The following is a 21439-nucleotide window of genomic DNA, read 5'->3' on the forward strand; positions in this document are numbered from 1 at the left end:
GACCTACCCGGGGGACGGCGGCTCATGCATGGACCCGTCACGACCGTGGCGTCCACGGTCGTTGCGCGACCCGCACGGCTGTGGTTTGCTGATCGCACCTGTTGGCTCGTGACCGTGGCTGGCGTGGTTCTTTCATCAGAAGAGGCCGCACCATGTCCGTGACATCGCAAGGCACCGCGAGGACCTCGCACGGCACCACCGCCGAGCACAGGGACCGCGAGGCGACCGACCTGCTCGCGCTGGCGTGCGCGGAGCCCGACGAGGCCCAGGCCAGTCGACTTCGTGAGCAGGTGGTGATCAACAACCGGGGTCTCGCGATGTCGTTGGCCCGCCGTTTCGACGGCCGGGGCGTCGAGCGCGAGGACCTTCGCCAGGTGGCCATGCTGGGCCTGGTCCAGGCGGCGCGACGCTTCCGACCGGATCACGGTCACGGCTTCACTGCCTTCGCGACGCCCACCATCACCGGTGAGCTCAAGCGCTACTTCCGCGACCACGGGTGGGCGGTCCGTCCTCCCCGGGGACTGCAGGAGCTGCACCAGCGGGTGCGGGACACCTCGGCAGCGCTGGGACAGCACCTGCACCGGGAGGCCACCGACGCCGAGGTCGCGGCTCGCCTGGAGACCTCCGTCGAGGACGTGCGCGCCGCTCGCGCTGCCGGCGATCGCTACCGCGCCGCCTCGTTGGACGTCCCGGTCGGTGACGGGTCCGGCCTCGCCATGTCGGAGACGCTCGCCGACGACAGCGACGATGCCTACGACGCTGTGGTCACCCTGATCTCGCTGCGGGCGGCGATGGAGGACCTGGATGACCGGGAACGCCGCATCCTCACCCTGCGGTTCTCCCGCAACCTCACGCAACGCCAGATCGGGGAGCGGATCGGTGTGAGCCAGATGCAGGTCTCGCGGATCCTCACCTCGATCTGCGCCCGGTTGCGCACGACGATCGAGGCGCCGCAGGACTGACCGGGGCGCTCACCAGGCCCAGGTGAAGCCGTGCGCCCCGGGACCGGCGTCCTCGAGGACCAGCGCCGCGTGGTTGTGCTCATCGAGGCTGATCTCCTCGAAGTACTCGAATGCACCGCCGGGGTCGCGTGCCACGTGCCGCACGCTCGCGGGGCGCTCGGCGAACTGCACCGACACGATGATGGCGCGGGCCGTGTGCGGCGACCCCCAGACGAACCCGTCGGACTCGCCGAGCACCCCGGCCTCGTCGGGGTCGGCGGTGATCTCGTACTCGTAGGCGTGACAGTCCCCCTTCGCCAGCGGGCGGGGGAGGTGCACCCCGAAGACGGTGACATTGCTGTCCGGGAAGTCCCACCGTCCGCCGAGGCTGCTGCCGCGCAGCGGCACGAGATCCATGCGCTCGGCGCGGGTGTGCTCGTCACCGTTCTGCACGTTGAAGACCCGCTCGAGGCCGTCCTCCACCGCCTGGAGGGCGATCTGGCAGCGGGTCGTCGCCAGGCGCCGATTCGCGCCGATCGTCGTGTGCCAGTTCTGGCTGATGACCCGGTAGGCGCCGAGACCGGTCCGCGTGATCGCGTCGATCTGCTCCATCTCCGAGACGGTCGGGTCGACGAGGAGGGTGTCGAAGGCCGCCTGCTCCCGGGTGGCCCAGGCGTGCATGAACTCGGCCTGCTCCTGGGGTGAGAGGCGCAGTGCCACGACGAGCTGCTGGAGGGTGGCGATCTGCGGTTGGCGGATCTCCCCGCGCTCGAGTCCGCGGATGGTGCGCACACTGACGCCGGAGTCCCGCCCGAGCTCGTCCTGCGTGCGTCCCCTCGCCTGCCGGGTGCGCCGGAGGAGGGGACCGCCATGTGCTGCATGGTTCATGGGGCCACCTTGCCGCAGAAGGGGGATCTCGTCCCGGTGAGCGAGCGACGGGCCGCCTCCCGGTGGTACGGGAGGCGGCCCAGCTCCCCCCGGAGCGTTGACCAACGAGTTCGACGATAGGACGCTCGGAGGCCACCGGGCCAGCACTTGCACCGAACTTGCCGGTGGGTTGCCGCTCGCCGGCCCCGAGGACGTCCGGTGGCCCTAGGCTCGGGGACCATGGCGCACCCGCTGATGTTCGACGAGTCCGATCCGTTGCTGCACCGCATCCGCGATCTGGCCCTCGATCTGCCCGGCGCCCGGGAGAAGGTGAGCCACGGTCACCCCGCGTTCTTCACCACCAAGGTCTTCGCGTACTACGGCGGAACGATCGCGGTCGACGGTGAGCACGTCTCCCACACGCAGTCGCTCGTGATCCACCCCGACGCCGACGAGGCCCGGGCGCTGCTTCAGGACCCTCGCTGCTACCGCCCGGCCTACCTCGGCCCGAGCGGCTGGGTGGGGCTCGACCTGGACGAGGAGACCAACTGGGACGAGGTCGCCGAGCTGCTCGAGACCTCCTTCCGTGAGACTGCCGGCAGGCGCCTCATCGCCCAGCTCGACGCCCGCTGACCCGCGCCGGTGGAGTTCGCGCGATTCGGGGCCACGACATGGTTCGACCCCGTCGAGGTCAGCCACGATCCGGCGGACCTCGAGCGGGGGCGATGGGCCGTGATCGTGACCTTCGAGGGGGAGCTCACCGCGATCCGCTTCCGCCACGAGGAGGAAGGCGGCCCCGCCCCCGGCGACGCGGCCGGCTGGCCCGCCGTGAGCGGGTGGACCCGCAGCCTCGACGAGGAGGGTTTCCTCGCCGGCGTGGAGGAGATCCGTACGCGGATCGCCGCCGGCAGCGTCTACCAGGTCAACCTCACGACGATGCTGCAGGCGCCCCTGCCCGCGCACGCCCACCTGCCGGACCTGGCGGCGCGACTGGCGACGGGCAACCCCGCCCCCTTCGCCGGGACCGTGCACGTCCCCTCCGCCGGCATCGATCTCGTGACCGCCTCCCCGGAGCGCTACCTCACCCGGTCCGGTGCACGGCTGCTCTCCAGCCCGATCAAGGGCACCGCACCGACGATCGAGCAGATGCTGGCCAAGGACGTCGCGGAGAACGTCATGATCGTCGACCTCGTGCGCAACGACCTGCAGCGGGTGAGTGACCCGGGCAGCGTGATCGTGGAGCGGCTGGCCTCCCCGGAGTCGCACCCGGGGCTGGTCCATCTCGTCAGTGATGTCGCGGGCCGGCTGAGGGAGGGGGCCCGGTGGGAGGACCTCCTTGCGGCGAGCTTCCCTCCGGGGTCGGTCAGCGGCGCTCCGAAGTCCAGCGCACTGCAGTCCATCGCGGACCTCGAGCCGGTGCCGCGCGGTCCCTATTGCGGCGCGATCGGGTGGATCGACGCCGATCACCCCGACGGACCGCGGGGGGAACTCGCGGTGGGTATCCGCACGTTCTTCGCGATGACGGACCCGGACGGGGTGCGTCGCCTCCGCTTCGGTACCGGCGCGGGCATCACGTGGTCATCCGACCCGAAGGGGGAGTGGGCGGAGTGCGAGCTGAAGACCCGCGTCCTCATGGGTCTGGCATCTGGAAGAGTGGGTCCATGAGCAACGAGGTTCGGGTCTGGGTCAATGGACGCACGGTGGGGGCGGATGAGCCGGCACTGGCGGCGCTCGACCACGGCATCACGGTGGGGGACGGCGCCTTCGAGACGTGCAAGGTCGTCGATGGTGAGGTCTTCGCCGCCGAGCGTCACTTCGCGCGGATGGACCGCACCCTCAGGGGGCTGGGTCTCGAGCCGGCGGACCGTGCGGTCCTGCAGGAGGGCATCGATGCGGTGCTCGCGGCCGGCGAGCCCATCGGCTTCGGCCGCCTGCGCTACACGATCACCGGTGGGCCGGGGCCGCTCGGCTCCGACCGGGGCGGGCAGGGCATGAGCTACATCGTCACGGCGGCGGAGGCCGCCCCCCCGGCCGCGACGACCGCCGTGGCCACCGTGCCGTGGACGCGCAACGAGCGCGCCGCCACCGCCGGGCTGAAGACGACCTCCTACGCCGAGAACGTCATCGCGCTGGCCCACGCCAAGGCGAAGGGCGGGACCGAGGCGATCTTCGCGAACAACCGCGACGAGCTGTGCGAGGGGACCGGCAGCAACATCTTCGTCGTCGTCGACGACGTGGTGCGCACGCCCCCGCTGGACAGCGGTTGCCTCGCCGGCATCACCCGCGAGCTGACCATCGAGTTCGCGCGCGCCGCCGGCATCGAGGTCGTCGAGGAGGCGCTGCCCTTCAGCGTCCTGGAGAGGGCGGACGAGGCCTTCCTCACGAGCAGCACGCGCGACGCGCAGCCCGTCCACGCGATCGACGGGCGGGAGCTGACGGCGCCCGGACCACTGACCCTGCGGATTCAGGAGGCCTTCGCGCAGGGCTCCGCCGAGTCCGTGAACCCGTGAGCCACTCGGAAGGCACGATGACCACCGACGACCCGGCAGGGGCCGCTGAGAAGGTGGCGCCCGGCAGAGGGCGCGGCCGTACGCCCGACGGTGAGCGACGTTCCTACCGGGTGGTGCGGGAGGAGCAGCATGCGATCGTGCGACGGGAGCTGCTCCTGCGCTTCGGCACGGACGGGCGGATGGACGCCCACGAGGACCCGATCCGCTGGCGGCGGGCCATCCGCACCAATGCGGTTGCCGGGCCCGTCTACCGCAGCTTCATCGCGGTGCTCGGTGGCGCGCTGATCGTCCTGGGCCTGCCGATGGTGCCTCTCGTCGGCCCCGGGTGGGCCGTGATCTTCATCGGCCTCTTCCTCTGGAGCACCGAATTCATCTGGGCCCGCCGGGTCACGCAGTTCGTCAAGGCGGAGGTCAAGGCCTTCGAGCAGTACTCGATGGCCCTGCCGTGGAAGGCGAAGCTGCCGCTGCTGTGCCTCTCGGTGATCTTCGGCTGGTTCTGCTTCTGGCTGGCGCTGCTCCTCACCGGCGTTCCGGCGTGGACCCCGGACGTCATCGAGGACCTCCTCGTGCAGGTGCCGGGCCTCGCACGGGCCTGACCCGGGACGGCCGAAGGGGGCCGATTGGCACCCTGGGGACTGCGCCGGGTAATCTACCCGGGTTGCCCGGCCGGGACGCTGGTCCGGGGAGCACCACGGACGTATAGCTCAGTTGGTTAGAGCGTTCGCTTCACACGCGAAAGGTCAGGGGTTCGAGTCCCTTTACGTCCACCACCGGCGCATGGTCATCCCCTGCCGTGTACGTTCACGGTGTCGGCAGCACCCGGCCGGGGGTCGGGTCCGAGGAAGCAGGGCCCATGACCTCATCCACGAGCGCACGCAGCTCGATCCGCGCCCTGCCCTCCAACCCGTGGTGGCGGCGGATGTGGCGGCCGTTCTGGGTCCTGCCCCTGGTGATCTGTGTCCTCGCCCTCGTCGCAGGCGTGGTCATCCCGACCCTCGACGAGGCGCTCGTCGGCAGCGTGCCCTACGTGTTCCAGGGCGGGCCGGACGGAGCGCGGACGCTGCTGAGCACGATCGCCGGCGCGATGATCTCGGTGACCGGTCTCGTCTTCTCCGTGACGATCGTCGTCCTCCAGCTTGCGAGCAGCCAGTTCACCCCACGGATCATTCCCGAGTTCCTCAGCAGCCGGGTCACCCAGGGCACCCTCGGATTCTTCATGGCGACGTTCATCTTCGCGCTGACCGTGATGCGCGCGGTGCGTGGCGGGAACGAGGATCTCGTGACCTTCGTCCCGGACGTCTCCGTCACGCTCGCCTTCGTCCTGGTCCTGGTCAGCGTCGGGTACTTCCTCGCCTTCATCCACACCATCACCAGCTCCATCCAGGTCTCACGGATCGTCTCGCGACTCGGGAAGTCGACCCTGGCCCTGGCGGAGCGGGTCTACCCCGATGCCACGACCGCGACCGACCAGGACGGCGGCGGGGATCAGGCGGCCGATCCCGCGCACGCCACGTGGTCGCCGCGGCCCGGGACGACCCGCACCGACGTCGTGGCCGCTGACCGTCACGGCCTGGTCACCTCGATCGACTACCCGACGCTGGTGCGGACCGCACGGGATGCCGACGTCGTCGTCGTGGTGGAGATCGCCTTCGGCGAGTTCGTCGCCGCCGGTCAGCAGCTCGCGACGGTCTGGGGCACACGCGATCTCGATGAGGCGGCGCGGCGAACGATCGGGCGGGCGATCCGGCTGGGCGAGGAGCGCTCGATGGTCCAGGACGTGGCCTTCGGGTTCCGCCAGCTCGTCGACATCGCCGAGCGTGCCCTCTCGCCCGGGATCAACGACCCGACGACCGCCGCGCAGACCCTCGACGAGCTCCACCGGGTGCTGCGGGTGGTCGCGGTGCGCGACTCGCCGAGTTCGTACGTGACCGACCCCGACGGTGACATCCGGGTGATCCACCAGCTGCCGACCTTCGGCGTCCTGCTGGACCTCGCGGTCGACGAGATCTCGCACTACGGCCGCGACTCGATCCAGATCCCCCGGCGCCTCGTCACGATGCTGGACGACCTCCGCAGCTGCGCCCGGCCCCGCTGGGCGGGCGCGATCGACGCCGCATCCCAGCGCGTGGCCCGCAGGAGCGGCGTCGAGGACGCACGAGAGGTGTGACGAGCGACCCCTGGCTTGCTCCGACGGGGACTGGGGGGCACGGTGGCCTCCATGAGCGAACACAACCCTGAGCAGGACATCGACCGCGAGGAGGAGGGCTTCGGCACCCTCGACCGGACGGAGGAGCAGGAGGAGCAGGCCCAGGTCGACCTCGACCAGCCCGAGTCGACCGATGACGTCCCGTGGAGCCCACCGACCAGCCAGCCCGTCCACGCCGAGACCGACGACGACCCGGCCGACGAGGAGACGATCGACGAGAGGATCGCCCAGGAGGAACCGGAGGAGGGGACTGCCTACGGCGCCCCGGAGGCCGGCGGCGTCCTCGGCGGCGAGGACGACCCGGCCGCCGAGGGTCCGAGCCTGGGTGGGGACGACCCGGACGCGATCCCCGCGGACAGGGACGTGCTGGGCACGCAGACCGGCCTCTGACGAGCTCTACACTTCGTCGAGTCCGTTGACGCCACCATCATCGCGCCCCGAGCAGTCGGCCCGCGGCGCCGACCCCGCGAGCCAGGAGTGCACCATGGGCACGATCCACTGGACGGAGGACGGCGCCGAGCGCTCGGCGCAGTGGCTCCCGGAGAGCTCCACGCCCGCGCCCTCGCGGGTCGTCGTCGTGGACGACACCACCACCGCCAACGCCGCCTTCCGTCTGGCGAAGGGGGACACCGCCCTGCTGTGGCGCGGTGACTACCACAATGCCCGCCAGCTGCTTCGGGCGATGGACCGGCGCCTCGAGCGGGAGGCGGCGAGGAAGACCACCCGTGGCGATGCGGGCTTCACCGCGCACCGGGCGGCCCGGGCTCGTCGCGCCCGCGTCCTCGGACGGCTCATCGTCGAGCTCGAGGACGACCACTCGCTCGACCTGCGCCGGGCCCCCGACGTGCGCCAGGCCTGCCGCGAGGCGTACGGCGCACCCACCACCCCGCGGTGCATCGCCCTGACCGAGCTCCTCGGCGTGATCGGCGCGCACCAGTGGCACGAGAAGGGGGTGGACGTCCCGGCGCTCGGGGCGAGCATCCACCCCGGCTACGGCGTCTTCTCCCCGGTGAGGGGGGAGTACATCGACCTCGTCGCCACGACGTCCCTGCCGACAGAGGCACCCTCGGTCTTCGACCTCGGGACCGGCACGGGAGTGCTCGCCGCCGTGCTGGCCCGACGGGGAGCCCGACGGGTGACGGCAACCGACACCAACCCCCGGGCAGTGCACAGCGCGCGGGAGAACATGGCCCGGCTCGGCCACGAGGAGATCGTCACCGTCACCGAGACCGATCTCTACCCGCCGGGCCGCGCGGACCTCGTCGTGTGCAACCCGCCCTGGCTCCCGGGGGAGCCGACCTCGATGCTCGAGGCGGGCGTGTACGACCCGGACTCCGACATGCTGCGTCGCTTCCTCGACGGGCTCGCCGACCACCTCGAGGTCGGGGGAGAGGGCTGGCTCGTCCTCTCCGACCTCGCCGAGCACCTGGGGCTGAGGACGAGGGACGAGCTCCTCGACCGCATCGACGCCGCCGGGCTGCAGGTCCTGCAGCGACGGGACACGGCCCCGCGGCACCCGCGGGCCACCGATGCCAAGGACGCGCTCCATGCCGCCCGCCGGGCCGAGGTCACCTCGCTGTGGCGGCTGGCCGACGCGGCGAGGTGATCTCGGCCACGAGGGCGTCGGCGGCGCGCTCGATGTGCGTCGGAGTCGTGGAGCGACCCAGCGACAGGCGAAGGGAGCCGAGCGCGGTGTCGTGCTCGATGCCCATCGCCAGGAGCGTCGACGAGGGGGAGTGCACGCCGCTGTGGCAGGCGCTGCCGGTGGCGGCCGCCAGCGCGGTGGTGGCCTCGAGGACGGCCGCGCCGAGGCGCCCGGGGACGACGACCATGAGGGTGTTGGGCAGGCAGCCGGTGACCGGGGAGACGCGGATGAGGTCCGGGACGGAGCGGGAGAGCCTCTTCCACAACCGGTCCCGCAGGGCAGCCTGCCGATCGGCTTCATGGTCCAGCAGGCTGTCGGCGAGCTCCGCGGCCGCCCCCAGGGCCACGATCCCGGGGACGTTCTCGGTGCCGGGACGGATGCCCCCTTCCTGCAGCGCGCCACGCAGGACGGGGGCGAGGGTCGTGTCCCGCCGGACGAAGAGGGCGCCGACCCCCTTCGGGGCGTAGAGCTTGTGACCGGCGACCGAGAGCAGGTCGACGCCGAGGTCCTCGACCGACACGCGGACCTTGCCGACGGCCTGGGCGGCGTCGGTGTGGACCACACCGCCCGCGGAGTGCACCCTCTCGGCGAAGTCGGCGACGGGTTGGATCGCCCCCGTCTCGTTGTGGGCGAGGATCAGTGTGCCGAGGGCGACCGGCGTCGTGGGGACCTCGCCGAGCCGGACGCGGCACTGCGCATCCACGGGGAGGTCGTGGACCCGCCACCCCTGGTCACGCAGATGGGCCAGTGGTGCCTGCGTCGCGGGGTGCTCGACCGACGAGGTCAGCGCCGTGCGACAGGTGGCGACCCCGGCCACGCCACGGATCGCCAGGTTGTTCGCCTCGGTGCCCCCGCTGGTGAAGACGATCTCGTCCGGTCGGGCACCGAGGACGGCAGCGACCTGCTCACGTGCACGGTCGACCGCGGCGCGGGCGCGCGCACCGGCCGGGGTGGTGCTCGAGGGGTTGCCGAAGTGCTCCATCAGGTACGGCCACATCGCCTCCGCGGCCCCGGGCGCCACCGGAGTGGTCGCATTGTGGTCGAGGTGGATCGGGTCGTGCCCCATCGTGTCCATGGCGTCCCTCCCGGTGTCGTCCGGTCTCCATCGTGCGCCACCGGCGGGACGAGAGCCACCGCCTCTTGTCAGGGTGGGACCAGCCACCGGCACTATGGTGGACCCATGCCACGCATCGTCACCGATCAAAAGACCCGAGTCGTCAGCGCGCCGGTGGCGATCATCGTCGCGATCCTCTCGGCCGGCTACATGCTGCCGTGGGCCATCGCCGCCGTGCGAGGCACCCACAATGCCTGGTCGGTGTTCTGGATCAACCTCCTGCTCGGATGGACGGTCGTGGGCTGGATCATCGCCCTGGTCATGTCGATCCGCGAGCACCGCATCCTCGACGTGCGCTGAGCCCCGGCCCGCGCCGCCGGGCGAAAGTCGATTGGTCCCGGGCCCGGGATCGGGGAGGATCCCCCTTCGTGGGACATGTCGATGTGGCCGGGATCCGGTACGAGCTCTCGGACGGTCGGGTGCTCCTCGACGATGTCTCCTTCCGCGTGGGAGAGGGCGCCAAGGTCGCCCTCGTGGGGGCGAACGGCGCGGGCAAGACGACCCTGCTGCGCATCGTCACCGGCGAGCTGCCCTCGCACGCCGGATCGGTCTCGCGCACGGGTGGCCTCGGCATCATGCGCCAGCACGTCGGCGCCGGTCTGGGTCAGCGGGCCACCGTCGCGGACCTGCTGCTGTCGGTGGCTCCGCAGGCCGTGCGCGGCGCCGTCGCCGAGGTCGACCGCCTCGAGCTGCGGCTCATGGAGACCGACGACGAGCGCACCCAGATGCAGTACGCCACCGCCCTCTCGGACTACGGCGACGCGGGCGGCTACGACCAGGAGGTCGTCTGGGACGTGTGCACCACCGCCGCCCTCGGCGTCCCCTTCGAGCGCAGCAAGTACCGCGAGCTGACCACGCTCTCCGGCGGCGAGCAAAAGCGCCTCGTCCTGGAGTACCTGCTCCGTGGCCCCGACGAGGTGCTGCTCCTCGACGAGCCGGACAACTACCTCGACGTGCCCGGCAAGATCTGGATGGAGGGGCAGATCCGGGCGTGCGACAAGACGATCCTCTTCATCAGCCACGACCGGGAGCTGCTGGCGAACACGGCGACCCGGGTCGTCACGGTCGAGCTGGGCCGCGCCGGCAACCACGTGTGGACGCATCCGGGCGGCTTCGGGAGCTACCACGAGGCCCGGAGGGAGCGCTTCGCCCGGTTCGAGGAGCTGCGCAAGCGCTGGGACGAGGAGCACGCGAAGCTCAAGGCCCTGGTACTGATGTACAAGCAGAAGGCGAAGTACAACTCCGACATGGCCACGCGGTACCAGTCCGCTCGCACCCGCCTGGAGCGCTTCGTCGAGGACGGGCCCCCGAGCGAGCAGCCACGCGAGCAGAAGGTGACGATGCGCCTCCACGGCGGCCGGACCGGCAAGCGGGCCGTGGTGTGCGAGTCGCTCGAGCTCACCGACCTCATGCGGCCCTTCGACCTGGAGGTCTGGTTCGGTGAGCGGGTCGCGGTGCTCGGGTCGAACGGCTCGGGCAAGTCACACTTCCTGCGCCTCCTCGCGGCCGGCGGCAGCGACCCCGAGCCGGAGAACCTGCCGGTGGGTGAGGCGGTCATCGCGCCCGTGGCGCACACCGGTCGGGCCCGGCTCGGCGCCCGGGTGCGTCCGGGGTGGTTCGTGCAGACCCACGAGCACCCCGAGCTCATCGGACGCACCCTGCTGCAGATCCTCCACCGGGGGGACGACCACCGGTCGGGCCTGGGACGGGAGGCCGCCAGCCGGGTGCTCGATCGGTACGAGCTGGCGCACGCGGGTGAGCAGACCTTCGAGTCGCTCTCGGGCGGTCAGCAGGCCCGCCTGCAGATCCTGCTCCTCGAGCTGTCCGGAGCGACGGTGCTGCTCCTGGACGAGCCGACGGACAACCTCGACGTCGAGTCGGCCGAGGCGCTCGAGGAGGGGCTGGACTCCTTCGCGGGGACGGTCATCGCCGTGACGCACGACCGGTGGTTCGCCCGCGGCTTCGATCGCTTCCTCGTCTACGGCGCGGACGGTCGTGTCCGCGAGAGCGACGCTCCGGTCTGGGACGAGGGGCGGGTCGCCCGCCCACGCTGACGGACGGCCCCCGACCCGACAACAGGTGGCTGGCCACACGTCGTCGCGGGGGAGGGGGCCTCTAGAAGGTCGCGAGGTCCGCCATCATCTCGGTGGTCAGCCACGCGTCGGGGATGCCGAAGGCGTCCACGAGCGTGCGCGCCTCGGGGCGCAGCTCGGCGCACAGCTCGTTGACGCGGCTGACGACCCCCTTCGACTGTCTCGAGCTGAGCCGGCCGTGCTCGAGGAACCACGCCCGGTTCGTCTCGACGGTGCTGAGGACGAAGAGGTCGCACACCTTCTCCAGCAGGTCCCGGCCGGGTCCTTGGGGTGCCTCGTCGATGGCGGTGACGAAGGCCTCGAGGGTCACCCGGTCGATCCGCGCCCGCGCCGCCTCGAGCAGGTGGTCCTGGGCCCCGTTGAAGGTCGCGAAGGAGTCGGCCTCGTCGGCCGTGCGCAGTCGCGTCGCGAGGGTCTCGAGGAGGTGGCTCTCCCGGTCCTCGAAGAAGGCCAGCTGCCCACCGCGGTCGTTGAGGGCATCGTCGCCGTCGCGCCCGGGGGCACCGGAGATGAGCCGCTGGATGAGCGATCCGCCGATGGTGCGCTCGATGACCGAGGTCGTCACCTGCCGCGCCCCGAAGAGGATCGCCCCGCGGGTGTCGAGCTCGTTGAAGTCCGCGGCGTGGTTGGTCAACATCCCCTTCCCGGTCAGCTGCAGCAGGACGGTGTTGTCCCCCTCGAAGGTCGTGAAGACGTCGGTGTCGGCCTTGAGGTCGGTGAACCGGTTGGCCGTCATGTAGCCGGCGCCGCCGCAGGCCTCGCGGCAGGCCTGGATCGTGTCGGTGGCGTGCTCGGTCGTGATCGCCTTGATCCCGGCGGCCCTCGCCTCGAGCTCGCGCTGGGCGTCCTCGGAGGTCACCTCACCGGCGTCGATCGCGGCCATCTTCTCCACGAGCGCGTTCTGGGCCAGCGCCAGGCCGTAGGAGCGGGCGAGTCGGGGCAGGAGCTTCCGCTGGTGGCCGAGGTAGTCGAGGATGACCACCTCGTGCTCACCGTCCGGGTAGCTGAACTGCGTGCGGGCCAGGCCGTATCGCACGGCCAGGGTCAGGGCGCTGCGCGCCGCGGCGCCCGCTCCGGCACCGACGGTGACCCGACCGCGCACGAGGGTGCCGAGCATCGTGAAGAAGCGCCGGTTCACGCTCTCGATGGGCGAGGAGTAGTGCCCGTCGTCGTCGATGTCGCCGTACTTGTTCAGCAGGTTGGCGCGCGGCACCCGGACGTGGTCGAACATCAGGCGACCGTTGTCGACCCCCCGCAGGCCCATCTTGGGGCCGCAGTCGCTGATCGTCACGCCGGGCATCGCCTGCCCCGCGTCGTCCCGGATCGGCACGAGCACGCAGTGCACGCCGTGGTTCTCCCCGGCGACGACGAGCTGGGCGAAGACCGCGGCGAGGCGGCCGTCGCGGGCCGCACCGCCGATGTAGTCCTTGCGGGCTGCCGGCGAAGGGGAGTGGACGACGAGCTCGTCGGTCTCCGGGTCGTGGGTCGCCGTGGTGAGGATGGACTGCACGTCCGAGCCGTGTCCGGTCTCGGTCATCGCGAAGCAACCCGGCAGGGTCAGGTCGGCCATGGGGCGCAGGTACTGCTCGTGGTGCGGCTGCGTGCCGAGGTTGGCGATGGCGCCGCCGAAGAGACCGAACTGCACTCCGGCCTTGATCAGCACGGACAGGTCGCCGTGCCCGAGCATCTCCAGTCCCGTCACGGAGGCGCCGAGGTCGCCGGTGCCGCCCTGGGCGAGCGGCAGGGCGCCGTTGGCGAGGTCGGTGCCGGCGAGGGCGCGTACCGCCTCGAGGGTCGCGGCGCGGTGCTCCTCGAGACCCAGCTCACGTCCGGGCACCGCCGCGGGGAAGGTCTCGTCCGCGCGCAGCCGCTGGCGAGCGTCCGCCCAGCGCCCGTCGAGGACGGACCTGATCTGCTCGGCCACGGGATCCTTGGTCTGCTCGGTGCTCACCATGTCGGCATGGTCGCAGATCCCGGGTCAGGCGGCTGTGAGCGAGAACTCCCTGTCGGCCGTGGGCAGCCGGGAGAGCACGACCGCGGCGACGAGCGCTGAGCCCGAGCAGATGCCCCACACGGTGAGGTAGCCCGACATGGGGGCGTGCCCGGCGGCCGGGTCGGAGATGCTTCCCGTGGAGGCGAGGGCGACGGCGAAGAGCGCCGAGGCGACGCAGCCGCCCACGGTCTTCGTCGCATTCGTCAGGCCGGCCGCCTCGGCGGTGCCGCCGTGCTGAGCGGCCTGTGCCGCCGCTGCCGGGAGCGAGGCGACCAGGGCGCCCGAGCCGAGTCCGACGACCCCCATGGCGAGCATCACGTGCAGCAGCTGCCCGTGCAGGGGGAGGAAGATCGCGTAGCCGACGGCCACGAGGACCGCAGACCCGACGAGCATCCCCTTGACCCCGAGACGGCGAGCGGCCACGGGGGAGAGCAGGGCACCGACCGCCATCGACACCACGTACAGGCCGATGAGGTTGGCGATCGCCCCCGCGTCGACGCCCAGGCCGTAGCCGACCTCGGCGGGGTCGGTGCGAGCGAAGGTCGACAGTGGGATCTGGGCACCGAGGACGCTCATCCCGAACAGTGCGGCCGCGAGCTGCACCGGCCACATCGCGGGCGCAGCCAGCGCTCGCACGTCGATGAGGGGGGAGTCGCTGGCCGACTCGACTCTCACGAAGGCGACGAGCACGAGCAGACCGCTGAGGACGAGCAGCCACGCCAGGGGGCTCGTCAGGCCCTGCAGGCGGACGACCACGAGCCCGCCGAGGACGGTCACCAGGCCGACGGTCAACAAGCCCGTGCCCGGCAGGTCCAGTCGACCGGTGGCCGTCGCCGGAGCATCGCGCACCCCGAGGAGGATCGCGACGAGGGCGATGGTCGTCGCGGCGGCCGGGACGGAGAGGATCGCCGTCATGCCCCAGTGGGGTTGCAGTGCACCGGCGCTCAGGGCGCCGGCAATGACGCCGATCTCGAGGGCGAGGACGAGCAGGGCCGCGCCCCGGCGCACCAGGGCCGGCTGGTCGGGCCGGTCCCGCGACCGCTCGTGGAGGATCGCGATCTCCATCGGCAGCCACACGGTGTAGACCCCCTGCAGGGCCCACCCGATGAGGAAGGTCCAAAACCCCGGAGCGAAGGCGATGAGCCAGCCGGCCATCGCGGTGACGAGCGTGGCGCCGACGAGCACCCGGCGGTGTCCGTGCAGGTCGCCCAGGCGGGCGAGCACGGGGATGGCGAGCGCCGCGACGATGAGTTGGGCCGCCTCGAACCAGTTGACGTCTCCGTCGCCGATGCCCAGGTGGGTGGCGATGTCGGAGTAGAGGGGGGTGTAGTACCCCTGCAGTACGCCGGAGGCGATCTCGACGGCGGCGAGGAAGCCGACGAGCCGCCAGATGGCCGGGCTCACGCCACCCCGTCGATGTCCGTGAGGGACTCCAGGAGGGCTCGGTACCAGCGGATTCCGTCGAGGAAGTCCGCCAGAGCGAGCCGCTCGTCGTAGCTGTGGATCGATTCGCGCTGCTGGGCGCTCATCCGGAAGGGGGCGAAGCGATACACCCGGGGGCAGATCTCGGTGAAGTGCCGTGAGTCCGTCGCCGCGTACATGACGTACGGCACCGGGACCGCGTCCGGGAAGATCTCGGTCACGGCCTGCTCGATCACCGTGAAGGCCGGGTCGTCGACCGGTGACAGCGGACTCGGGTCGTGCGACTCCTCGACCTCGATCTCGATGTCCCTCCCGACGATCCGACGGATCCTCCCGGTGGCCGCGGAGGCGGTCTCGCCGACCGCGATGCGCAGGTTGAGTCCGACCCGGACCGCGGTCGGGCTGACATTGATCGCGGGGGAGCCGGAGAGGGTGGTCACCGCGATCGTGGTGCGGGCCAAGGCTGCTGCCTCCGGCCCGGCGGCCACCATGACCCTCGCCAGTGCCCCGGGGAAGCGCTCCGCCCGGTCGATCAGCGGTCGCACCGGTCGAGGCAGGTGCGGGGCCAGGCGGCGGAACATCTCGAGCGTCGCCGGGGACAGGTGCGCGGGGAAGGGGCGTCGCTCCAGGCGCGTGATGGCCGCGGCGATGCGGGCCGCGGGTCCTCCCTTCGTCGGCCGGGAGGCGTGGCCGCCCCGGCCGCTGGCGGTGAGGCGAAGGGAGAGCACGCCCTTCTCCGAGACGCCCACGACACCGAGGGGCCGGGTCACGCCGGGAAAGGCGTCCGAGGCGACGGCACCGCCCTCGTCGAGGACGAACCAGGGGGTCACGCCACGTTCGCGCAGGATGGCCACCGCGCTCTGCGCGCCGGAGCCCATGACCTCCTCGTCGCTGCCGAAGGACAACCACACCTCGCGGGCCGGTCGCCCACCCTCGGCGAGCAGCGACTCGACGGCGGTGATCACGGCGACGAGCTGGCCCTTGTCATCGAGCGTTCCGCGTCCCCAGATGACCCCGTCGACGAGGTCACCGCCCAGGGGTGGCTGGCTCCACCGGTGCTCGTCGCCGATCGGCACGACATCCATGTGCGCCATGAGGACGATCGGGTCGGTGCCTGCGGTCGGGGAGTCGGGGTCCGCCGGGACGCGGATGAGCAGGCCGTGCGGCGGCACGTCGATGACTTCCCCGATGTCGTGGGTCAGTGGGAAGTGCTTGCGCAGCAGGCGGTGCAGCTCGACGAAGGGAGCAGCCGGGGTGTCCGCGGGGTCGGGCATCGCGACCGTCGGCAGGCGCAGGATCTCGCGCAGAGCGGAGACGCCCGGGGCATCGGTGGTGGCCATGCCGGGCACACTACTCGCCGGTAGGCGCCCAGGGTCAGGTCGACGGGCGGTTCCAGGCGACCGCGATCCCCGACCAGGCCAGGTCGGTCAGCGCCTCGGTGAGCTCCTCGCGCGTGAAGTTGCCGGCGAGCCCGGCGAGCCAGGCGTCGGCGCCCGCGCGGACGAGCCCGACGATCGACTGGCCCCACAGGCTGGCCGGTGCCGGGTCGTTGCCGCGGTCGACGAGCGCGGCGGAGATCAGCTCGCTGATCTGGCCGGCGATCTTGCCGGTGGCATTGGCGACCGCCTCGGCGGCATTGCCGGACCTCTCCGTCCCGACGATGGGCGCGGAGACGATGAAGCGGTAGAGCTCGGGGTCGCGCTCGACGAGGTTGAGGTAGGCATCGATCGCCGCGTGGATCACCGAGCGTGGGGCGAGGTCGAGGTCGCCGAGCTCGTCGTCCTTCGTGTTCTCGCCGAGGACTCGACCGATGTCGCGCAGGATCAGCTCGTCGACCCGTTCCGCGACCGCCTGGTAGAGGCCGTGGCGATCGGTGAAGTGACGGTAGAAGACCGTCTTCGAGGTGCCTGCATCGGCGGCGAGCTCGTCCATGCCGACGGTGGCTCCGCGGCTGCGGATGGTGCGGATCGCCGACTCGACGAGCTCCTTGCGTCGCTGCTGGCGGTGCAGCTCCCAGCGGGCGCTGCGTCCATCGGTGGTGGTCCTCACCCGGCTGACGTTAGCAGGTACCGTCGGTACCTGCTACCGTCGGTACCGTATAGTCGGACGCCGGGGCCGTCACGGTCCCGACGCACTCCCCGCTCACGATCAGGAGACCCGTGGTGGCTCACAACCTTCCGCGTCGCGCCGCCGTCCTCGGTGGCAACCGCATCCCCTTCGCCCGACAGTTCGGCCCCTACGCCGAGGCGTCCAACCAGGACATGTTCACCGCCGCACTCGACGGACTCGTCGCCCGGTACAACCTCGGCGGGAAGCGCCTCGACGAGGTCGTCGGCGGTGCCGTGATCAAGCACTCCCGCGACTTCAACCTCACCCGGGAGGCGGTGCTCGGCTCCGCGCTGGCGCCGACCACCTCGGCCTACGACATCCAGCAGGCCTGCGGCACCGGCCTCGAGGCTGCTCTCCTCGTGTCGAACAAGATCAAGCTCGGTCAGATCGACTCCGGCGTCGCCGGGGGCGTCGACACCGCCTCCGACGCCCCGATCATGGTCACCGAGTCGCTGCGCAAGAAGCTGCTCAAGGTCAACCGGGCGAAGGGCGCCAAGGCGCAGGCCCTCGCGCTGGCGAAGATCCGCCCCACCGATCTGGGCGTCTCCACGCCGGCCAACGTCGAGCCGCGCACCGGACTCTCCATGGGCGACCACATGGCGATCACCGCCAAGAAGTGGGGCATCACCCGCGAGGCCCAGGACGAGCTGGCGGTCGCCAGCCACCGCAACCTCGCCCGTGCCTACGACGAGGGCTTCCAGGACGACCTCATGACGAGCTTCATGGGGGTCTCCCGTGACCAGAACCTGCGCCCCGACTCGTCCATGGAGAAGCTGGCGAAGCTCAAGCCGGCCTTCGGCAAGGGCGACGACGCGACGATGACCGCCGGGAACTCGACCCCGCTGACCGACGGCGCCTCGACGGTGCTCATCGGCTCCGAGGAGTGGGCCGCCGAGCAGGGTCTGACCCCGCTCGCGTGGTTCGTCGACGGCCAGGCCGCCGCGGTGGACTACGTCCACGGCGCCGAGGGCCTGCTCATGGCCCCGGCCTACGCCATCCCGCGGATGCTCGAGCGCAATGGCCTCACCCTCCAGGACTTCGACTACTACGAGATCCACGAGGCCTTCGCCGCCACCGTCCTGTCCACGCTCACGGCGTGGGACGACGAGGACTTCTGCCGGGAGAAGCTCGGCCGCGACTCCACGCTCGGCACGATCGACCGGGACAAGCTCAACGTCAACGGCTCCTCGCTCGCCGCGGGCCACCCCTTCGCCGCCACCGGTGGCCGCATCGTCGCCGCGCTGGCGAAGATGCTCCACGAGAAGGGCCCGGGCAGCCGCGGCCTGATCTCCATCTGCGCCGCGGGTGGACAGGGCGTCGTGGCCATCCTCGAGGGCGCCTGAGCCCTCCCCGAAGCGAACCAAGGAGAACACCCACATGGGATTCGAGTACGGCAAGTTCGTCAGCTCCGGTCTGGGCAAGCAGATCGCCAACACCCTCGGCCTGCCCCGGCCGACCACGCTGCGTCGTCACACGGCGGGCGGTTCGCTCATCAACGGCGCGGTCCTGCTCGACGGTCACGGTGACGCCCCGGTCGCCGCGACCCTCACCGCGGCGCTCGAGGCCGACGGCGTCCAGATCGCGACCTCGCCCTCGACCTCCGTCGCCGGCGTCGTCGTCGACATGACGCAGGCCACCACCCCCGCCGACCTGGAGTCCCTCCGCGGCATCCTCGCCCCGGCACTGAAGACGCTCGCCCCCACGGGTCGGGTCATCGTCATCGGCCGTCCGGTCGAGGACACCACCGACGTCGCGGAGGCCGCGGTCCGTCGCGCCCTCGAGGGCATCGTCCGCTCCGTCGGCAAGGAGATGCGCGCCGGGGGCACCGCCAACATGGTCTATGTCGCCGAGGGCGCGGACGCCAACGCCGAGGCGACGATCCGCTTCCTCCTCTCCGGCCGCTCCGCCTACGTCTCGGCCCAGGTCGTGCACGTCGGCGAGGCGCTCGGGGAGCTCACCGTGCCGGAGAGCTGGGATGCCCCGCTCGCCGGCAAGGTGGCCGTCGTCACGGGTGCCGCCCGCGGCATCGGCGCGGCCATCGCCGAGGTCCTCGCCCGCGACGGGGCCACCATCATCTGCGTCGACATCCCCGCCGCCGGCGGGCCGCTCGCCGAGGTCGCCAACACGATCGGCGGCTCGGCGCTGCAGGTCGACGTCACGGCCGAGGACGCCGGCGCCAAGATCGTCGACCACGCCCGGAGCCTGCACGGTGGCTTCGACATCGTCGTCCACAACGCGGGCATCACCCGGGACAAGCTCCTGGTCAACACCGACGCCGACCGCTGGGGCTCCGTCCTCAACGTCAACCTGCTGTCGATCCTGCGGATGAACGAGGACCTCGTCCCCGCGATCAACGAGGGCGGCCACATCGTCAACGTCGCCTCCATCGCCGGGATCGCGGGCAACCGCGGCCAGGCGAACTACGGAGCGAGCAAGGCCGGCGTCATCGGCATGACCACGAGCCTCGCGAAGGACCCGCAGATCGTCGCGAAGGGCGTCACCGTCAACGCGGTGGCCCCCGGCTTCATCGAGACCGAGATGACCGCGAAGATCCCGCTCGCCACGCGTGAGGTCGGTCGCCTGACCAACTCCCTCTCGCAGGGTGGTCTGCCGGTGGACGTCGCCGAGACCATCGGGTGGTTCTCGTGGGACGCCAACCGCGCCGTGAGCGGCAACGTCGTCCGCGTGTGCGGCCAGATGATCCTGGGCGCCTGATGGCGGTCACGACGCTCACGTCCATCCCGGCTCTCGGCCCGATCTACGCGAAGGCCGCGCTGCCGGGACGGACCGCGGGCACGCAGCTGCCGGACACGACGGTGCGCCTGAGCGGTCACGGCGTCGACCGGCACGACCTGCTGGAGTACCAGCGGATCTGCGGGTTCAACAACAGCGACGTGCTGCCGCACACGTACCCGCACGTGCTCGGCTTCCCGCTGCAGATGACGCTCATGTCCGGCCGGGGATTCCCGCTGCCGCTCATGGGTCTCGTCCACGTCGAGAACGTCATCACGGTCCACCGCGAGCTGCGCTTCGACGAGGCGCTCGACATCACCGTCTCCGCGGAGAACCTGCGTGCCCACCCCAAGGGCACGGTCGTCGACCTCGTCACCGAGGTGGAGGTCGCGGGCGAGCGTGTCTGGGAGGGCCGCTCGACCTACCTCGCCCGCGGACGCGGCGATGCCGAGGCCGATCGCGGGGCGCCGGCGCCGCCGATCCCCACCGGGTACGCCGCCGCCAGGTGGAGCCTTCCGGGCGACCTCGGTCGCACCTACGGGCTGGCCTCCGGTGACATCAACCCGATCCACATGAGTGCGGTCACCGCCAAGGCGATGGGCTTCCCCCGGGCCATCGCGCACGGCATGTGGACCTATGCCCGTGTGCTCGGCGCCATCGGCCCCGTGACCAGCGGACCGAGCACGAGCCACGTGTGGTTCAAGAAGCCGGTCCTGCTGCCGGCGAAGGTCGACTTCGTCATCGACACGCAGGGTCGGGGCGGGCCCGTGGTGGCCGGTCTGCGCAACTCGCGCACGCCGACGACCGAGCACCTGGTGCTCACGCTGGACTGAGCCGCGCGAGATTCACGGCCGAGCCGGGCGCGGCCACCGCAGGCCGCCGCTGCCTCGAGGCCGGAGGCGTAACGTCGGACCGACGGAGTCAGGGGGTCCGCGCATGCCTGCAGCAGGGATGGCCCGCACCACCGAGCTCACCGGTGGGGTGTTGTGCGTCGTCGTCGGGCTACTCCTGGCCGTCGCGACGGTCATCGGGCCCTTGGTGGCTGGACGCGTCAGGTTCCACATGTCCGCAGACGCACTCGTCCAGTACGTCGGGGGCGAGCTGGTCACTTCCTCGTTGGCCGTGCTCTTCCTCGCATGCACCCCCTTCTGGTGGGCCGGCAGGGACTGGGCACCGGCACTGACGGCGGGGGCCTCTGCGTACGTCATCTACACGTTCTTCACCGTCGTCATGGGGCAGGAGTACGGGAAGTACCCCGGGAATGCAGAGACGGCCTTCCTGCTGTACACCGCCATCACAGCAAGTGCGCTCCTGCTCCTGGTCTTCTCCGTGCGCGCCCTATCGGCGCTGCCGCCAATGCCCAGCGCTCCTCGCCAGGCGACCCTGGCGGTCGTCATCGCTTTGGGCGTTCTGTTCGCCCTGCTGTGGATGGCTCAGCTGGCAGGCTTCTATCGCACCGGCCCGACCGAGGAGTACACGACAGCGACCGCGCTGTTCTGGGTCATCAAGTACCTCGACCTGGGGATCGTCATCCCGCTCCTCATCATCACCGGCCTCGCCCAAAGGAACCCCAGCGCGGTCAGTGACGTGGCGGCGATCACCGCGCTGGGCTTCATGACCTGGCTGCTCACAGCCATCCTCGTGATGGCAGCCGCGATGATCCGACACCAATCGGTCGGCGCGAGCTGGGTCCTCGTGGTCGCTTTCGCGGCACTGCTCGTGCCGACCGCACTGGTGTGGATCCGATGGATGATGGAGCTGGTTCACCACGTGCACGGGTGATCTGCGCACGATCTGGCCGCCCTG

At 71.3% G+C, this 21439-nt stretch carries 20 protein-coding genes and 1 tRNA gene; 15 read left to right on the plus strand and 6 right to left on the minus strand.

Annotated elements, in window-relative coordinates; genetic code table 11:
* The first annotated feature begins 152 nt into the window (after nucleotides 1-152).
* The gene (locus ACR9E9_RS10485) at nucleotides 153-962 is read left to right on the plus strand and encodes a sigma-70 family RNA polymerase sigma factor (RefSeq protein ID WP_435198430.1); all 810 of its coding nucleotides are present in this window, start codon (nucleotides 153-155) and stop codon (nucleotides 960-962) included.
* Between the two features lie 9 nt (nucleotides 963-971).
* Here ACR9E9_RS10485 and ACR9E9_RS10490 read toward each other — a convergent pair whose 3' ends face one another.
* Nucleotides 972-1829: a helix-turn-helix domain-containing protein gene (locus ACR9E9_RS10490; protein WP_435198431.1), complete on the minus strand. Its 858-nt coding sequence runs from the start codon at nucleotides 1827-1829 to the stop codon at nucleotides 972-974.
* A 219-nt stretch (nucleotides 1830-2048) separates the two neighbouring features.
* Between ACR9E9_RS10490 and ACR9E9_RS10495 the strand changes: the two genes are divergently transcribed.
* The 8 genes from ACR9E9_RS10495 to ACR9E9_RS10530 all read left to right on the plus strand — a co-directional run bounded on the left by ACR9E9_RS10495 (nucleotide 2049) and on the right by ACR9E9_RS10530 (nucleotide 8130).
* Nucleotides 2049-2441 (plus strand): MmcQ/YjbR family DNA-binding protein, encoded by a 393-nt coding sequence (locus ACR9E9_RS10495; RefSeq protein ID WP_435198432.1) that lies wholly within the window; start codon nucleotides 2049-2051, stop codon nucleotides 2439-2441.
* A 9-nt stretch (nucleotides 2442-2450) separates the two neighbouring features.
* On the plus strand, nucleotides 2451-3473 hold the full coding sequence (locus ACR9E9_RS10500; RefSeq protein WP_435198433.1) for a chorismate-binding protein: 1023 nt from the start codon (nucleotides 2451-2453) through the stop codon (nucleotides 3471-3473).
* Nucleotides 3470-4318, plus strand: a complete 849-nt coding sequence (locus ACR9E9_RS10505) for an aminotransferase class IV (protein WP_435198434.1) — start codon at nucleotides 3470-3472, stop codon at nucleotides 4316-4318. The genes ACR9E9_RS10500 and ACR9E9_RS10505 overlap by 4 nt, the downstream gene beginning before the upstream one ends.
* Before the next feature lie 17 nt (nucleotides 4319-4335).
* Nucleotides 4336-4914, plus strand: coding sequence for a PGPGW domain-containing protein (locus ACR9E9_RS10510; protein WP_435198435.1), 579 nt, complete (start codon nucleotides 4336-4338; stop codon nucleotides 4912-4914).
* 97 nt (nucleotides 4915-5011) lie between these two features.
* A tRNA-Val gene (locus ACR9E9_RS10515) sits at nucleotides 5012-5088 on the plus strand.
* Between the two features lie 83 nt (nucleotides 5089-5171).
* Nucleotides 5172-6485, plus strand: coding sequence for a DUF2254 domain-containing protein (locus tag ACR9E9_RS10520; RefSeq protein WP_435198436.1), 1314 nt, complete (start codon nucleotides 5172-5174; stop codon nucleotides 6483-6485).
* 51 nt (nucleotides 6486-6536) lie between these two features.
* On the plus strand, nucleotides 6537-6914 hold the full coding sequence (locus tag ACR9E9_RS10525; protein ID WP_435198437.1) for a hypothetical protein: 378 nt from the start codon (nucleotides 6537-6539) through the stop codon (nucleotides 6912-6914).
* 94 nt (nucleotides 6915-7008) lie between these two features.
* On the plus strand, nucleotides 7009-8130 hold the full coding sequence (locus ACR9E9_RS10530) for a methyltransferase (protein ID WP_435198438.1): 1122 nt from the start codon (nucleotides 7009-7011) through the stop codon (nucleotides 8128-8130).
* Here ACR9E9_RS10530 and ACR9E9_RS10535 read toward each other — a convergent pair.
* Complete coding sequence (locus ACR9E9_RS10535; protein ID WP_435198439.1) at nucleotides 8093-9244, minus strand: cysteine desulfurase family protein; 1152 nt, start codon at nucleotides 9242-9244, stop codon at nucleotides 8093-8095. The genes ACR9E9_RS10530 and ACR9E9_RS10535 overlap by 38 nt on opposite strands.
* Nucleotides 9245-9349: 105 nt before the next feature.
* Between ACR9E9_RS10535 and ACR9E9_RS10540 the strand changes: the two genes are divergently transcribed.
* Complete coding sequence (locus ACR9E9_RS10540) at nucleotides 9350-9583, plus strand: superinfection immunity protein (protein WP_435198440.1); 234 nt, start codon at nucleotides 9350-9352, stop codon at nucleotides 9581-9583.
* A 68-nt stretch (nucleotides 9584-9651) separates the two neighbouring features.
* A complete protein-coding gene (locus ACR9E9_RS10545) occupies nucleotides 9652-11337 on the plus strand; it encodes an ABC-F family ATP-binding cassette domain-containing protein (RefSeq protein WP_435198441.1) in 1686 nt (561 codons plus the stop codon).
* A 61-nt stretch (nucleotides 11338-11398) separates the two neighbouring features.
* On the opposite strand, the gene ACR9E9_RS10550 is transcribed toward ACR9E9_RS10545, so the two are convergent.
* From ACR9E9_RS10550 to ACR9E9_RS10565, 4 genes are read right to left on the minus strand one after another with little or no spacing between them, the layout of a single operon-like run.
* The gene (locus ACR9E9_RS10550) at nucleotides 11399-13330 is read right to left on the minus strand and encodes an acyl-CoA dehydrogenase family protein (RefSeq protein ID WP_435198442.1); all 1932 of its coding nucleotides are present in this window, start codon (nucleotides 13328-13330) and stop codon (nucleotides 11399-11401) included.
* Nucleotides 13331-13354: 24 nt separating this feature from the next.
* Nucleotides 13355-14773: an MFS transporter gene (locus tag ACR9E9_RS10555; RefSeq protein WP_435198443.1), complete on the minus strand. Its 1419-nt coding sequence runs from the start codon at nucleotides 14771-14773 to the stop codon at nucleotides 13355-13357.
* On the minus strand, nucleotides 14770-16131 hold the full coding sequence (locus ACR9E9_RS10560) for a M20/M25/M40 family metallo-hydrolase (protein WP_435198444.1): 1362 nt from the start codon (nucleotides 16129-16131) through the stop codon (nucleotides 14770-14772). The genes ACR9E9_RS10555 and ACR9E9_RS10560 overlap by 4 nt, the downstream gene beginning before the upstream one ends.
* A 34-nt stretch (nucleotides 16132-16165) precedes the next feature.
* Nucleotides 16166-16840 (minus strand): TetR/AcrR family transcriptional regulator, encoded by a 675-nt coding sequence (locus tag ACR9E9_RS10565; protein ID WP_435198445.1) that lies wholly within the window; start codon nucleotides 16838-16840, stop codon nucleotides 16166-16168.
* 113 nt (nucleotides 16841-16953) lie between these two features.
* Between ACR9E9_RS10565 and ACR9E9_RS10570 the strand changes: the two genes are divergently transcribed.
* From ACR9E9_RS10570 to ACR9E9_RS10585, 4 genes are all read left to right on the plus strand, one after another.
* Nucleotides 16954-18243, plus strand: coding sequence for an acetyl-CoA C-acetyltransferase (locus ACR9E9_RS10570; RefSeq protein WP_435198446.1), 1290 nt, complete (start codon nucleotides 16954-16956; stop codon nucleotides 18241-18243).
* A gap of 34 nt (nucleotides 18244-18277) precedes the next feature.
* A complete protein-coding gene (locus tag ACR9E9_RS10575) occupies nucleotides 18278-19615 on the plus strand; it encodes a 3-oxoacyl-ACP reductase (RefSeq protein ID WP_435198447.1) in 1338 nt (445 codons plus the stop codon).
* Nucleotides 19615-20466 (plus strand): MaoC family dehydratase, encoded by an 852-nt coding sequence (locus ACR9E9_RS10580; RefSeq protein ID WP_435198448.1) that lies wholly within the window; start codon nucleotides 19615-19617, stop codon nucleotides 20464-20466. Before ACR9E9_RS10575 ends, ACR9E9_RS10580 begins: the two co-directional genes overlap by 1 nt.
* Nucleotides 20467-20569: 103 nt before the next feature.
* Nucleotides 20570-21415, plus strand: coding sequence for a hypothetical protein (locus tag ACR9E9_RS10585; protein WP_435198449.1), 846 nt, complete (start codon nucleotides 20570-20572; stop codon nucleotides 21413-21415).
* Nucleotides 21416-21439 lie beyond the last annotated feature (24 nt).

Origin of the sequence: Janibacter sp. GS2 (assembly GCF_051200835.1) — a bacterium.
Classification (GTDB): domain Bacteria; phylum Actinomycetota; class Actinomycetes; order Actinomycetales; family Dermatophilaceae; genus Janibacter.

Bases quoted from the DNA above. Each gene is read 5' to 3' on its own strand.
- ACR9E9_RS10485 (WP_435198430.1), top strand. From the start codon at position 153: ATGTCCGTGACATCGCAAGGCACCGCGAGGACCTCGCACGGCACCACC.
- ACR9E9_RS10490 (WP_435198431.1), bottom strand. From the start codon at position 1,829: ATGAACCATGCAGCACATGGCGGTCCCCTCCTCCGGCGCACCCGGCAG.
- ACR9E9_RS10495 (WP_435198432.1), top strand. From the start codon at position 2,049: ATGGCGCACCCGCTGATGTTCGACGAGTCCGATCCGTTGCTGCACCGC.
- ACR9E9_RS10505 (WP_435198434.1), top strand. From the start codon at position 3,470: ATGAGCAACGAGGTTCGGGTCTGGGTCAATGGACGCACGGTGGGGGCG.
- ACR9E9_RS10510 (WP_435198435.1), top strand. From the start codon at position 4,336: ATGACCACCGACGACCCGGCAGGGGCCGCTGAGAAGGTGGCGCCCGGC.
- ACR9E9_RS10520 (WP_435198436.1), top strand. From the start codon at position 5,172: ATGACCTCATCCACGAGCGCACGCAGCTCGATCCGCGCCCTGCCCTCC.
- ACR9E9_RS10525 (WP_435198437.1), top strand. From the start codon at position 6,537: ATGAGCGAACACAACCCTGAGCAGGACATCGACCGCGAGGAGGAGGGC.
- ACR9E9_RS10530 (WP_435198438.1), top strand. From the start codon at position 7,009: ATGGGCACGATCCACTGGACGGAGGACGGCGCCGAGCGCTCGGCGCAG.
- ACR9E9_RS10535 (WP_435198439.1), bottom strand. From the start codon at position 9,244: ATGGACACGATGGGGCACGACCCGATCCACCTCGACCACAATGCGACC.
- ACR9E9_RS10540 (WP_435198440.1), top strand. From the start codon at position 9,350: ATGCCACGCATCGTCACCGATCAAAAGACCCGAGTCGTCAGCGCGCCG.
- ACR9E9_RS10550 (WP_435198442.1), bottom strand. From the start codon at position 13,330: ATGGTGAGCACCGAGCAGACCAAGGATCCCGTGGCCGAGCAGATCAGG.
- ACR9E9_RS10560 (WP_435198444.1), bottom strand. From the start codon at position 16,131: ATGGCCACCACCGATGCCCCGGGCGTCTCCGCTCTGCGCGAGATCCTG.
- ACR9E9_RS10575 (WP_435198447.1), top strand. From the start codon at position 18,278: ATGGGATTCGAGTACGGCAAGTTCGTCAGCTCCGGTCTGGGCAAGCAG.
- ACR9E9_RS10580 (WP_435198448.1), top strand. From the start codon at position 19,615: ATGGCGGTCACGACGCTCACGTCCATCCCGGCTCTCGGCCCGATCTAC.
- ACR9E9_RS10585 (WP_435198449.1), top strand. From the start codon at position 20,570: ATGCCTGCAGCAGGGATGGCCCGCACCACCGAGCTCACCGGTGGGGTG.